General features: G+C 66.6%; 8 protein-coding genes and 1 riboswitch. Of the genes, 7 read left to right on the forward strand and 1 reads right to left on the reverse strand.

All coding sequences use genetic code 11. The features are described 5' to 3' along the window. Nucleotides 1-30: 30 nt before the first annotated feature. Nucleotides 31-813: a class I SAM-dependent methyltransferase gene (locus HLH45_RS08845; RefSeq protein WP_008573532.1), complete on the forward strand. Its 783-nt coding sequence runs from the start codon at nucleotides 31-33 to the stop codon at nucleotides 811-813. Nucleotides 814-1051: 238 nt separating this feature from the next. On the opposite strand, the gene ahcY is transcribed toward HLH45_RS08845, so the two are convergent. Continuing rightward, nucleotides 1052-2494, reverse strand: coding sequence for an adenosylhomocysteinase (gene ahcY / locus HLH45_RS08850; protein ID WP_005910841.1), 1443 nt, complete (start codon nucleotides 2492-2494; stop codon nucleotides 1052-1054). A gap of 31 nt (nucleotides 2495-2525) precedes the next feature. Further along, nucleotides 2526-2638, reverse strand: a riboswitch (S-adenosyl-L-homocysteine riboswitch). A 125-nt stretch (nucleotides 2639-2763) separates the two neighbouring features. Between ahcY and HLH45_RS08855 the strand changes: the two genes are divergently transcribed. From HLH45_RS08855 to HLH45_RS08880, 6 genes are all read left to right on the forward strand, one after another. Beyond that, nucleotides 2764-5298, forward strand: coding sequence for a S9 family peptidase (locus tag HLH45_RS08855; protein ID WP_046932397.1), 2535 nt, complete (start codon nucleotides 2764-2766; stop codon nucleotides 5296-5298). A gap of 351 nt (nucleotides 5299-5649) precedes the next feature. Continuing rightward, nucleotides 5650-8364, forward strand: a complete 2715-nt coding sequence (ppc, locus tag HLH45_RS08860; protein WP_011346444.1) for a phosphoenolpyruvate carboxylase — start codon at nucleotides 5650-5652, stop codon at nucleotides 8362-8364. A 136-nt stretch (nucleotides 8365-8500) separates the two neighbouring features. Further along, nucleotides 8501-9073 (forward strand): TetR/AcrR family transcriptional regulator, encoded by a 573-nt coding sequence (locus tag HLH45_RS08865; protein WP_008573539.1) that lies wholly within the window; start codon nucleotides 8501-8503, stop codon nucleotides 9071-9073. Beyond that, complete coding sequence (locus tag HLH45_RS08870) at nucleotides 9070-10107, forward strand: DUF4105 domain-containing protein (protein ID WP_008573541.1); 1038 nt, start codon at nucleotides 9070-9072, stop codon at nucleotides 10105-10107. Before HLH45_RS08865 ends, HLH45_RS08870 begins: the two co-directional genes overlap by 4 nt. Next, nucleotides 10104-12098 carry an esterase/lipase family protein gene (locus HLH45_RS08875; protein ID WP_033478760.1) on the forward strand — a complete coding sequence of 665 codons (1995 nt, stop codon included), beginning with the start codon at nucleotides 10104-10106 and terminating at the stop codon, nucleotides 12096-12098. The genes HLH45_RS08870 and HLH45_RS08875 overlap by 4 nt, the downstream gene beginning before the upstream one ends. A gap of 81 nt (nucleotides 12099-12179) precedes the next feature. Further along, complete coding sequence (locus tag HLH45_RS08880) at nucleotides 12180-13442, forward strand: OmpA family protein (RefSeq protein ID WP_033478761.1); 1263 nt, start codon at nucleotides 12180-12182, stop codon at nucleotides 13440-13442. Nucleotides 13443-13514 lie beyond the last annotated feature (72 nt).

Raw genomic sequence — 13514 nt, forward strand, 5'->3', positions numbered from 1 at the left:
GTGGCCAGCGACTCTTTCGCGGAGAGGGGCATGGATGCATCGTCGGCGCACGCCTACGATCAGGTGTCGCAATACTACGATCGCCTGAGGGACCACTGGGCCGCTGCCAGTGCAGCGCAGTGTGCGCAGGCATTGGCGGCACTGGTCGGCAGTGGCACGGCGCTGGAGTTGGGGATCGGCACCGGCCGTATCGCGCTGCCGCTGGCGGCTGGCGGCGCGGCGGTCTGCGGCATCGACAACTCGCCTGGCATGTTGGACATGCTGCGTGCCAAGCCCGGTGCAGAGCGACTGACCCTGGTCTGCGCCGATTTTGTCGATGTCCCGGTCGCCGGGCCGTTCGACCTGATCTATTCGGTGTATTCGCTCGGCTATCTGTTGACGCAGGACGACCAATTGCGTTGCCTGCGCGCGGTGCGCGAGCGCCTGGCAACGTCCGGCGTGTTCGTCCTGCAGACGATGGTGCCGCAGGCGGAGACCTTGCTGGCGGACGGCAAAGTGAGGTCGTTGGAGGCGCCGGCCCTGGACGAGGGCGAGGTGCCGGTGATGCTGATGTGCTCCAGCGCCGATCCGGCCCGGCAGCTGATCCAGCAGCGCATCGTGATGATCGGGGAGTCGGCGACCCGCGTCTTCAACGATCGCTATCGCTACCTCTGGCCTTCCGAGCTGGATCTGATGGCACGGATCGCCGGCTTGCGCTTGCGGGCCAGATGGGGCGATTGGAGCGGGCAGCCCTACACTGCGCGCAGCCGTAGCCAGATCTCCGTGTATGAGCCTGCTGCGATGGATGCGGACGAGGCGAGCGCACGCGGCTGACAGTGCCATCGGCGAAGATCGGTCAATAGCGGCTGCAGCAAATGTCGGCGTGTCGTGGCCCTGGCCGCCGCGCGGTCTGTCACGTTCGGCCGACCACAGCGCAGGCGACAACGCGTAGTGCAACGCGTGCGCAGATTCAGCTTCGACGTCGTGCCGATCATGGCCTTGAAGCACAACGGGCGCCTTGCGGCGCCCGTTGATTGACACTGTCGAGGATGGGCGAACATGCGCCCACGTCTCAGTAGCGGTAATGATCCGGCTTGAACGGGCCTTCCACCGGCACGCCGAGGTAGTCGGCCTGGTCCTTGGTGAGGGTGGTCAGCTTCACGCCGATCTTTTCCAGGTGCAGACGCGCAACTTCTTCATCCAGGTGCTTGGGCAGGATGTAGACCTTCTTCTCGTAGGTGTCGCGCTTTTCCCACAGGTCGATCTGAGCCAGGGTCTGGTTGGCGAACGAGTTGGACATCACGAAGCTCGGGTGGCCGGTGGCGCAGCCCAGGTTCACTAGGCGGCCATCGGCCAGCAGGAAGATCGCGTTGCCATTGGGGAACACGTACTTGTCCACCTGCGGCTTGATGTTGATCTTCTGCACGTCCTTCAGCGCCTTGAGCGCATCGACCTGGATCTCGTTGTCGAAGTGGCCGATGTTGCAGACGATGGCCTGGTCCTTCATCGCCTGCAGGTGCTCGACGGTGATGATGTCCTTGTTGCCGGTGGTGGTGACATAGATGTCGGCACGGCCCAGGGTAGATTCGATGGTGTTGACTTCGAAGCCTTCCATCGACGCCTGCAATGCGCAGATCGGGTCGATTTCGGTGACGATCACGCGGGCGCCATAGGCGCGCAGCGAGGCGGCGCTGCCCTTGCCGACATCGCCGTAGCCGCAGACCACGGCAACCTTGCCGGCCAGCATCACGTCCATCGCGCGCTTGAGGCCATCGGCCAGCGACTCGCGGCAGCCGTACAGGTTGTCGAACTTGCTCTTGGTGACCGAGTCGTTGACGTTGATGGCCGGGATCAGCAGCTTGCCGGCTTCGGCAATCTGGTACAGGCGGTGCACGCCGGTGGTGGTCTCTTCGGAGACGCCCTTCCAGTCCTTGACCACGCGGCCCCAGTAGCCCGGGCGCTCGACGGCCACGCGCTTGAGCAACGCCTTGATGACGCCCTCTTCGTGCGAGGAGGCCGGCTCGTCCACCCAGGTGCTGCCGTTCTCGAGCTCATAGCCCTTGTGGATCAGCAGGGTGACGTCGCCACCGTCGTCCACCACCAGCTCCGGGCCGGTGAGGGTGCCGTCGGGCAGGGTGAAGGTCAGCGCGTCCAGGGTGCAGTCCCAGTACTCTTCCAGCGTCTCGCCCTTCCAGGCGAACACGGGGGTGCCGGTCGCGGCGATCGCAGCGGCGGCGTGGTCCTGGGTGGAGAAGATGTTGCACGAGGCCCAGCGCACGTCGGCGCCGATGTCCTTGAGCGTTTCGATCAGCACGGCGGTCTGGATCGTCATGTGCAGCGAGCCGGTGATGCGGACGTCCTTCAGCGGCTTGGCCTGCGCATGCTTGCGGCGGATCGACATCAGGCCCGGCATTTCGTGCTCGGCGATGTCCAGCTCCTTGCGGCCCCAATCGGCCAGGGAGATGTCGGCAATCTTGTAGTCGGTGTGCGGGGTGATCTTTGTGACAGCGTTCATGCAATGGCTCCGGTAGGCAAACGAATGTCTGCAATGCCGGGCGCCGTTGAACGGTAACTGCTGGTCGAGCCTGGCCGTGTACCTGCACCTGTGGTGCAGTGAGCGGATCAGTCCGCTCTACCGGTCGCAGCGCCCCTCGACGAGAGTGCCCGATTATATCGGCAGCACCCTCGCGCGGCATGAATTGCGGCCGACCCCCTACCAACGGCAGGGGAGCGGCCGACAGGCGGCTGCTATGGTCCGGAGTCGATCATCAGCGGGGACGGACGATGCGGGCGAAACGGCATGCGCAAGGCTGGCGGCAGCACACATGGGCGTTGGCAGGGGTGCTGGCATTGAGCGCACCGGTGATGGCCGGGACGGCTCGCGCGGCAGCGACCAACGCGGCAGTCGCTCCACCAGGCCCCGCGCCAGGCAGCAGTTACCAACTGCCGTCCAAGGCGCTGCAGGCGGTGGTGGATGCCCCGCGTGCGCCGCTGCTGCAGCTCTCGCCCAGGCGCGATCTGGCTGCGATGCTGCAAATGCCCGCACTGCCGGACATCGCCGAGGTGGCCCAGCCGGAGCTGAAGCTGGCCGGCCTGCGCATCCATCCGAAGACCTTTGCGGCCAGCCGCTTTTCGTTCGCCAGCAAGCTGTGGCTGCTGTCGGTGGCCGACGGCAGCGAGCGGCAGATCGCCGGGTTGCCCTCCCCGTTGTCGCTGGCCGATCTGAGCTGGTCGCCCGACCAACGCCATCTGGCGTTCCGCCGCGAAGATGCCGCCAGCGGCGCCAACGAACTGTGGCTGGTGGACGTGGCGGCCGGGCAAGCGCGGCGGCTGCTGGCCGGCTTGAACACCAGCGTCAACGACGACTTGCGTTGGTTGCCCGATGGCAGTGGTTTGCTGTTGCAGCAACAGGTTGCACGACAGGGCGCACCGCCGACCCGCGATGCGATCCCGACCGGGCCGGCGACCCAGCAGACCAGTGCGGCTGCCGGGGTGCGCTCGCTGCCCACGTATCAGGACCTGCTGCGCAACGAAGCCGATGCGCGCGTGTTCGAGTACTACGCCACCGGCCAGCCGATCATCGTCACGGTGGCCGGGCAGGTGCGCCCGATCGCCACGCCAGGCATCTATCTCAACCTGTCGGTGTCGCCGGATGGCCGTTACATCCTGAGCGAACGCAGCGAGCGGCCGTTTTCGTATCTGGTGCCGGTGGACAACTTCCCGCGCCGCATCCAGGTGCTGGACCTGCAGGGCAAACTGGTGCGTCAGATCGCGCAGCTGCCATTGGTGGAAGGCCTGCCGACCGGAAACGATGCGGTGCCGACCGGCGTGCGCGACATCGCCTGGCGGCACGATGCACCGGCCACGCTGGTGTGGGCCGAAGCGCAGGACGGTGGCGACCCGGCACGCGAGAGCAAGGTCCGCGACGCGGTGCGGATGCAGGCCGCGCCGTTCAACCGCGCGCCGGTCACGCTGGCGCAATTGGGCAGCCGATTCGAAGGCATCCAGTGGGGCCGCGGCGATCTGGCGATCTTGAGCGAAAGCTGGTGGAAGACCCGCCGCACCAAGCAATGGCGTATCGCACCGGATCAACCGCAACGCGCGCCCGAACTGTTGTGGGACCGCTCCTCGCAGGACCGCTACAAGGACCCGGGCACGCCGGCGACGGTGGCCGACGGCAAGGGCCGCCCGCTGCTGCAGACCAGCAGCGATGGCAACAGCCTGTTCTTGTTCGGCAAAGGTGCTTCGCCGGAGGGCGACCGCCCGTTCGTCGATCGATTCGATCTGCGCAGCAAGCAGGCCACGCGGCTGTTCCATTCGCAGGCGCCGACCTATTCGGCGCCGCTGGCCTTGCTGGACGCGCAGGCCACGCAACTGCTGCTCAGCCGCGAATCGCCGGAAGAACCGGCCAACTATGTCGTGCAGTCGTTGGGCGATGGCGCCGCGGCGCGCGCGTTGACGCACTTCGCGCACCCGCTGCCGCAATTGCGCGGCGTGCAGAAGGAGCAGATCCGCTACAGGCGCGCCGACGGCGTGGACCTCACCGCCACGCTCTTGCTGCCGCCCGGTTACGACCCCAAGCGCGACGGGCCACGGCCGTTGCTGATGTGGGCCTACCCGGGCGAATTCAAAAGCGCCGACACCGCCAGCCAGGTCACCGACTCGCCGTACCGTTTCAACGCGATCAGCTACTGGGGGCCGCAGGCGTTTCTGGCGATCGGCTATGTGGTGCTCAACAACCCGAGCATGCCGATCGTGGGCGAAGGCGATGCCGAACCCAACGACACCTATGTGCCGCAGCTGATCGCCGATGCGCAGGCCGCGGTGGACGAAGTGGTGCGGCGTGGCGTCACCGACCGCGAGCACATCGCCATCGGCGGGCATTCCTACGGTGCCTTCATGACCGCCAACCTGCTCGCACACACGCGCTTGTTCAAGGCCGGCATCGCACGCAGCGGCGCCTACAATCGCACGCTCACCCCGTTCGGTTTCCAGGCCGAAGAGCGCAATTACTGGCAGGCGCAATCGGTGTACCAGGCGATGTCGCCATTCAATTACGCCGACAAGATCAAGGACCCGCTGCTGCTGATCCACGGCCAGGACGACAACAACACCGGCACCTTCCCGATCCAGAGCGAGCGCATGTTCGCCGCGATCAAGGGCCTGGGTGGCACTGCGCGGCTGGTGATGCTGCCCAACGAATCGCATGCTTACCGCGCGCGGCAATCGATCATGCAGATGCTGGCCGAGAGCGAGCAGTGGTTGAAGACCAATGTCGGCGAGCCGGTAAAGGAGACCGGCGCTCTGCGCACGCGTTGATCGGTGGCGCGCTGGCACGGTAGGAGCGCGCTCGCGCGCGATGCGCCGTTACCGATGAAGCTTCGTCGCGCCCGGATGCGCTCCTACAGCGGATGAGGATGTGGCTGATGTGCTGCCGGCAACGGCTGCCGAGCATATAGATGGGTGCCGCGATCCTGTAGGAGCGGGCCTGCCCGCGATGGGGCATTGCCGGTAACGGCGCATCGCGCGCGAGCGCGCCACGACGAGATTCATCGCCACGTGCGCCAGCACACGATGGTTGGTGTTGAAACCGTCGTGCCGGTCGCGATCATCTAATCCTTTTGGGTTAGTCTTCGACGACTTTGCGCTTGAAGAGGGTGTGCGTTTCCGATGAACGAGTACCGCAGCAGTCTTGTGTTCGCTACCCCCGATCTTCCCTTGCGCGACGATGTGCGTCGGCTGGGTGCACTGGTGGGTGATCTGCTCGCCGAGCAGGTGTCTGCGGAATTTCTCGATGAAATCGAACGCGTGCGCACCACCGCCATCTCGCGGCGCGAAAGTGATGCCCCACCTTCCACGCTGAGCGAACAACTCACCGGTCGGCAGCCGCGTGACGCCGAAGCGTTGGTCCGGGCGTTCAGCACCTATTTCCAGGTGGTCAACATCGCCGAGCGCGTGCACCGCATCCGCCGCCGCCGCGAATACCAGCGCAGCGGCACCGATACGCCGCAGCCCGATGGCCTGCATGACGCATTGCGCCGCCTCAAGGCGCAGGGCGTGACCCTGGACGAACTCAGCCAATGGTTGCCGCGCATCGATGTGGAGCCGGTGTTCACCGCGCATCCCACCGAGGCGGTGCGGCGCGCGCTGCTGGAAAAAGAACAGCTGATGGTCGCCAGCCTGGTCGACAACCTGGACGGCATGCGCACGCCCAACGAACGCGCCAGCGACGCCGCGCGCTTCCGCATGGCCCTGACCGCGTCGTGGCAGACCGCCGATTCCTCGCCGGTGCGCCCCACCGTGGACGACGAGCGCGAGCACGTGGGCTTCTACCTCACCCAGGTGCTCTATCGCGTCATCCCGGTGATGTACGAAACGCTCGAACACGCCATCGAAGAAACCTACGGCAGCGTGCCGGCATTGCCGCGTTTGCTGCGCTTCGGCACCTGGGTGGGCGGCGACATGGACGGCAATCCCAATGTGGATGCCAAGACCATCGCCGGGACGCTGGACGCGCAGCGGCGCGCGGTGCTGGACCGCTATCAGAAAGAACTCTGGCAGTTGGCCAGCCTGCTCAGTCAATCGACCACGCTGGTGCAGGTGAGCGCCGAACTCACCGCACAGCTGGAGCGCTACCGCGCGCTGCTCCCCGATGCTGCCGCGCGTTCGCGCCCGCGCCATGGCGACATGCCGTACCGCCTGCTCAACGACCTGATGCGCGCGCGCCTGCAGGCCACACTGGACGATGCCGAGGGCGCTTACAGCGCGCCTTCGGAGCTCGAGCACGACCTGCAATTGATCCTGGACAGCCTGCAGGCCAACAAGGGCCTGCATGCCGGGTGGTTCGCGGTGCGGCGTCTGCTGTGGCGCGTGCGCAGCTTCGGTTTCCATCTGGCGCGGCTGGACGTGCGCCAGGAATCGAGCGTGCATGCGCGCGCGGTGGCCGATGCCTTGGGCCAGACCGATTGGGATGCGCAGGACGCCACCCAGCGCGCTGCGGTGCTCGGCCCGTATGCCGCAGGGCAGGAACCTTTGCCGCGCGTGGACGATGAAGGCAATGCACGGTTGGATGCGGTATTCGCCGCGCTTGCCGATGCGCGCACCCGCCATGGCGCCGATGCATTGGGCAGCTACATCATCTCGATGGCGCATAACCGCGCCGACGTGTTGACCGTGCTGGCACTGGCCCGGCGTGGCGGCTTGGTCGACGATGCCGGCGCGGTGCCGCTGGATATCGTGCCGCTGTTCGAAACCGTGGACGATCTGCGCGGCGGCACCGGCACCGTGCAGGACCTGCTCGCCGACCCGGTGTATCGCCAGCATCTGGCCGCGCGCGGCGATACGCAAATGGTGATGCTGGGCTATTCGGACAGTGGCAAGGACGGCGGCATCGCCGCCTCGCGCTGGGGCCTGCAACGTGCGCAGGTCGAGTTGCTGGAAGCGGCCGCCGAATTGGGCGTGCGGCTGACCTTCTTCCACGGCCGTGGCGGCTCGATCGCGCGCGGCGGCGGCAAGACCAGCCGCGCGCTGGATGCCGCACCGCGCGGCAGCGTGGATGGCCGCCTGCGCGTCACCGAGCAGGGCGAGGTGATCCACCGCAAGTACGGCATCCGCGCTCTGGCGTTGCGCTCGCTGGAGCAGATGACCGGCGCGGTGCTGCTCTCGAGCCTGCGCCCGCGTGCGCCCGAGCCGCGCGAGGCGCATTGGCGCCCGGTGATGGACCTGGTGGCCGAACGCAGCACGGTTGCGTATCGCGCCTTCGTCGGCGCGCCGGAGTTCATGCAGTACTTCCGCCTGGCCACGCCGATCGATGTGATCGAGCGCATGACGCTGGGCTCGCGTCCGTCGCGGCGGCTGGGCCAGGACGCGGCCTTGTCCAACCTGCGTGCGATTCCCTGGGTGTTTGCGTGGAGCCAGGCGCGTGCGGTGATTCCCGGCTGGTACGGCGTGGGCAGCGGCCTGCAGGCGGCGGTGGATGCCGGGCATGAAGACACCTTGCGCGAAATGGCGCAGGACTGGCCGTTCTTCCGCACCTTTCTGGACGACATCGCCATGGTGTTGTCCAAGGGCGACCTGAATATCGCCGAGTTGTTCTCGCGCTTGTCCGGCGACCTGCACACGCGGTTTTTCCCGCTGATTCGCGACGAACTTGCCTTGACCAAGGCCTGGGTGAAGGCGCTGCTGCAACAACAGTCGCTGTTGCAGCACGACCCTCGGCTGGCGTTGTCGATCCGTCTGCGCAATCCCTATATCGACCCGATCAGCGTGCTGCAGGTGGATCTGCTGCAACGCTGGCGCGCCACCGATGGCGAAGACGAAGCGCTGCTGCGTGCGCTGGTGGCCTGCGTCAATGGCGTCTCGCAGGGCGTGCAGAACACCGGCTGATTGCATGGCCGGCTGCAGGGGCGGGTAGGGAACAGGCCACCGCAAACCAACGGCAGTCATGCCGTTGGTCGGAGAGCGCGCACAAACGGCAAGCGGACTCTGGCGCAACCGGACAAATCTGTCCGATAATGCCGGCATGATGACGTCCCGCCCCGATGCCGCGCTGCGCCGCCGGCAGATTCTCGATGCCGCCGACGAGGTGTTCAGCGAACACGGCGTCAATGCCCCGCTGGAGCTGGTGGTGGAGCGCGCCGGTCTGGGGCGCGCCACGCTGTATCGCAATTTCCCCGACCGGCTGGCACTGATGACTGCATTGATGGCGCGTGGCCTGGATGGGCTGGAGCGCCTTGCCGCCGACCTTGCCGACCGTCCGGATGGCCTGGCGGTGCTGCTGCACGATGTCGCCGAGCACATCGCCCAGTCTTCGCCGCTGGTGGATTTCTGGCGCTCGATCGAACGCGCGCATCCGGCGGTGGAGGCGGCAGATCGGCGGGCGGTCGGCATCTTCCTGCCGTTCGTCCATCGCGCCCGCGACGCCGGGCTGTGCCGCGCCGATGTCGACGAGGAACAGGTGCTGTTGGTGATCGACATGCTGGGCAGCTGTCTGCGCGGTAACGATGAGGCCGAACGCAAACGGCTTGCGCATCGCTCGGCCGATCTGTTGATGCATGCGCTGGGCATGCGGGTACCCGAAGGCGGCACGCGATGACACCGGCCACACGCGCCCGCATCGGTCGCTGGGCCCTGCGCACTGCGCTGGTGCTGGCCGCCGGATGGGGCGCCCTGGCGATCTACTACGCACTGACCGGCAACGCCCTCGTACGCGCCGGGTGGGTGGCCTCGTGGTGTGCGATGGCGGTGGCAGCGTTGTGGGGGGTACGTCGTGGCCGCGAGAACTGGGCCCTGGTGGGCATCTTCAGTGCCGCGTTCGTGGTGCTGGCGGTGTCGTGGTGGCTGATGCAGCCCAGCCAGGACCGCGACTGGGCCGACGATGTCGCCCAGCGTCTGCAGCCGCAGGTGCACGGCGACATCGTCACCCTGCACAACGTGCGCAACTTCGATTGGCGCAGCGAGACCGACTATGTGCCGCGTTGGGAGACGCGCCAATACGATCTGAACCGCCTGGTCAGCGCAGATCTTGCGCTCTCGTACTGGATGGGCCCGGCGATCGCGCACACGCTGGTGTCGTTCGGCTTCGACGATGGTTCGCACGTGGTGTTCTCGCTGGAAATCCGCAAGGAACGTGGCGAAGCGTTTTCCGCGTTGGGCGGATTCTTTCGCAGTTTCGAAGAAACCCTGGTCGCCGCCGACGAACGCGACATTCTGCGCGTGCGCACCAACGTGCGTGGCGAAGACATGTACCTGTATCGCCTGGCGATTCCCAAGGCCGGGCTGCGCCGCATGTTCATGGGATATGTGGAACTGGCCAACGAACTCGATCGCAAGCCGGCGTTCTACAACACGCTTACCAGCAACTGCACCACCATTGTGTTCGCGCTGGTGCGGCAACTGCAGCCCACACTGCCGCTGGATCATCGCCTGCTGCTGTCCGGCTATGTCGACCAATACGCCTACGACCATCACGGCCTGATGCCCGGTTATCCCTTCGCCACCTTGAAGCAGCGCGGGCATTTCACCGCGCGTGCGATCGCCGCCGACAAGGCCACGGATTTTTCTGCGCGCATCCGTGCCGGCATGCCGCTGGCGCCGGCGCCAGGCACAACTGCGACCACGCCGCGATGAGGCCGCGCATGCCCCGAGCGCGTGCCGCTGCATTCCTGGCGGGAGTGCTGGCAACTATGTGGTTGAGCGGCTGCGCCATGGTGACGGTGCAGTCGCGCAACAGCGGCGACTACATCGCGCAAACGCGTGGCGATGTGCTGAGCACCGGTGAATTGAGTCAGTCCGGCAGCGAAAGCTTGCAGGTTGCCGGCCTGCAACCCAAGGCCTGCCGCGCTGCGCCGCTGCCGTGCCTGCAGCAGCTCACCAGCGAGGCCGGTATCGGCGATGAGCGGCGCTTGGCCACGCAGGCAGAACTGTGGACCGCGCGTGCCATCGCGCTGAGCGGGCGCAACCCCACCACGATGAGCGATGCCGCGGTGGAGGCCTGGTTGGAGGCCGCGCGGCATGCGTATGCGTACCTGTTCTTCACCGCGCGTGCACCCAGTGCGCGGGCGTTCGAGAATCGCCAGTCGCAGGTGCGCGATTACTACAATTACGCCGTGCAGCAGGTGGTGGAGCGCCTGTTCGCACGATCGCAGCAAGCCGGCGAAACCACTCCGGCATCCACCACGGTCGGGCGCTGGCAGCTCGACGTCGATCTGTCCGCCTACCGGCTGCCGGGCGACGGCAATACGCCACGTGCGATCTTTGCCGCCTCGGCGCTGCGCTTCAATGGCCTGCGCAGCACCTACCGGCGCGATGGATTCGGCGCCGAGCTGGTCGCGGAAGTGGACCCGCAAGTGGTTGGCGACCCCGCCGGGCTGGCATTGCAGCAGGCCGTCGCGGCGGGTGCGGCGCCCGATCGCCCGTTACCGACGTTCAGCGAAATGCCGTACGCGCCTGCAACGATCTTGCTGCGTTTCGAGGGCGAGACGCTTGCTGAGGTGTTGCGCAGCCACCTGGTCACCTTGGTGCCGTACGACCCGTATCGCCAGAGCGAAGTGGTGCTGCATGGCCAACGCGTGCCGCTGGCAGGCAACTTCACTGCCGCGTATGGATTGTGGCTGGCCAAATCCGGATTTGCGGAGCAGTCGCTGCGGTCGATGCTGGGCAGCGTACGCGGTATCGATCGTCCGCACCTGTATCTGATGCAGCCCTACGATCCCAACCGACGCGTGCTGCTGATGCTGCACGGTCTGGCCAGCAGCCCGGAGGCCTGGGTCAACGTGGCCAATGAAGTGATGGGCGATGAAACGCTGCGCCAGCGCTACCAGATCTGGCAGGTGTATTACCCGACCAACGCGCCGATGGCGATCAACCGCGCGGAAATCCAGTCACTGGTGGAACGCAGCCTGCAGCACTTCGATCCATCCGGCAGTGCGATCGCGTCGCACGACATGGTGTTGGTCGGGCACAGCATGGGCGGGGTGATCGGGCGGCTGCTGGTGTCGTCCTCTGGCGAGCAATTGTGGGATTCCCTGCTGCAGAACTACCGGCTGGACGGCGAACGCGGCGCGCGCATCCGCGCCAAATTGTGGCCGTTGCTGCACTTTTCGCCGATGCCGCAAGTGGACCGCGCCATCTTCATCGCCGCGCCGCATCGCGGTACGCCGTTGGCCGAGGGCGGGCTGGGGCGGTTTGTGAGCAAGCTGGTCCGTTTGCCGGGCGCGTTGCTGGATCGCTTCGGCGATGTGATGCAGGACCTGGCCAACAGCGAACGCGACGATCCGGGCGGCGCTCCCCGCCGCAAGGGCCGCGCGTTGGTGCCCACCAGCATCGACAACCTGCGCGACACCGATCCGTTCGTGCGTGCCACGATGGATCTGCCGATCTCTCCAAACGTGCAGTACCACACCATCATCGGGCGCGAGAAACCGCAGGTGCCGCTGGCCGATTCCGACGACGGCCTGGTGCCGTATCGCAGCGCGCATCTGGACGGCGCGGCCTCGGAGCTGGTGGTGACCTCCTGGCACAGCGTGCAGGAAACGCCGCAGGCCATTCTGGAAATTCGTCGCATCCTGCATGTGCAGTTGCAGGCAGAGCAGCAGGCCTCGCACGCGCCGGACCGCTAGCCTGCCGGTGGGGCGGCTGCCGTTTCGCGTGCTCCACTGGCGGCACCGGCATGCAGCGTGAAAGCCGCCGGTCTTAGCGCCATGTTGACCGCGACCGTGCTATCAGGCGGGTCTCGTACAGGCTCGAACAGGGAAGAGGCGATGCGCAAGCTGTCGGCGATGTTGTGGGTACCGGTGTTGTTGGTCGGATGCGGGCGTGGCGAAGCTCCAAAGGATGCAACCACTGCTGCCAGTGCCACGGGCGCTGCGCCGATGCAGCCTGCAGGCACCTCCAACGCTGCAGCGGCCGTCGACCAGGCCGCACCGGAATTTCCGGCCATCCCCACCATCGTGGTGCCGGAGATCGTCGGCGTCACTCCCGCGCAACGTGCACTGGAAGCATCGCTGCAGGACATTCTCGACCCGATCGAAGGCGTCAGCGTCGCCCCGGCACGCTGCGGCGATGGCGGTACCCTGATCACCGATGCCGGCATCACCAGCGTCGACGCCAACGGCAACCTGTTGCGCAATGGCGAGGGCGGTCTGTTCGATCTCAAGGCCGACGGCAGTGGCACCGCCAACTTCGAGGGCGGGCTGGTCAACGTCAATGCCGACGGCAGCGGTACCATCAATGCGATCGGCGAAGGCGGGTCCGGTGGGTCGCTCATCGATGTGCAGTCCGATGGTGGCGGCACCTACAACGGCCCGGCCGGCTTGATCAGTCTGGACGGCAAGGGCGCCGGAACCTGGAACAGCGAAAAGAGCGGGCTTGTCGACAATCGCGGCGATGGCAGCGGCACCTGGAACGGGCCACGCGGGCTGGTCACCATCAACGCCGATGGCTCGGGCACCTGGAACGGTCCCGATGGCCTGGTGCAGAACCACGGCGACGGCACCGGCACGGTCGGTACGCCGCCGCGCGAAGTGCGCATGCCGCCACTACCGAAAGTGCCGCCAGCAGGCCGCTTCCCGCCGCTGCAAAAGTTCGCACCGCCCGGCGCACCCTGCGGTTACCTGATCACCTTGAACGACCGCATCCTGTTCGACTTCGATAAGTCCGACATCCGCCCCGACGCGGCGCGCGTGCTCGACACCCTGGGCGCCGCACAGACCAAGGTCACGGCAAAAGACATGCAGGTGCGCGGGCACACCGATGCCAAGGGCAGCGACGATTACAACCAGGCGCTGTCCGAGCGACGCGCCAATGCCGTGCTGGCGGCCTTGCGCGCCCGTGGTGCCGCGCAGTCGGCCAATGCAAAGGGCTATGGCGAATCGCAGCCGGTGGCGCCCAATACTCTCAACGGCCAGGACAATCCGGGCGGGCGGCAGCTCAATCGACGGGTGGAGATCTTCCTGCGTACCTGACGCAGCGTGACGGGCGGGGGGAGCGCTTGACCGCGCGCTGGTGCGGACTGCCTCGCATGCCACCGCAATGCG

Origin of the sequence: Xanthomonas euvesicatoria, from assembly GCF_013112235.1 — a bacterium.
In the GTDB taxonomy this organism is placed as follows: domain Bacteria; phylum Pseudomonadota; class Gammaproteobacteria; order Xanthomonadales; family Xanthomonadaceae; genus Xanthomonas; species Xanthomonas euvesicatoria.

What these genes read in the sequence shown, in the direction of transcription:
- HLH45_RS08845 (WP_008573532.1), top strand. Translation starts at nt 31, where the DNA reads ATGGATGCATCGTCGGCGCACGCCTACGATCAGGTGTCGCAATACTAC.
- ahcY (WP_005910841.1), bottom strand. Translation starts at nt 2,494, where the DNA reads ATGAACGCTGTCACAAAGATCACCCCGCACACCGACTACAAGATTGCC.
- HLH45_RS08855 (WP_046932397.1), top strand. Translation starts at nt 2,764, where the DNA reads ATGCGGGCGAAACGGCATGCGCAAGGCTGGCGGCAGCACACATGGGCG.
- ppc (WP_011346444.1), top strand. Translation starts at nt 5,650, where the DNA reads ATGAACGAGTACCGCAGCAGTCTTGTGTTCGCTACCCCCGATCTTCCC.
- HLH45_RS08865 (WP_008573539.1), top strand. Translation starts at nt 8,501, where the DNA reads ATGATGACGTCCCGCCCCGATGCCGCGCTGCGCCGCCGGCAGATTCTC.
- HLH45_RS08870 (WP_008573541.1), top strand. Translation starts at nt 9,070, where the DNA reads ATGACACCGGCCACACGCGCCCGCATCGGTCGCTGGGCCCTGCGCACT.
- HLH45_RS08875 (WP_033478760.1), top strand. Translation starts at nt 10,104, where the DNA reads ATGAGGCCGCGCATGCCCCGAGCGCGTGCCGCTGCATTCCTGGCGGGA.
- HLH45_RS08880 (WP_033478761.1), top strand. Translation starts at nt 12,180, where the DNA reads ATGTTGACCGCGACCGTGCTATCAGGCGGGTCTCGTACAGGCTCGAAC.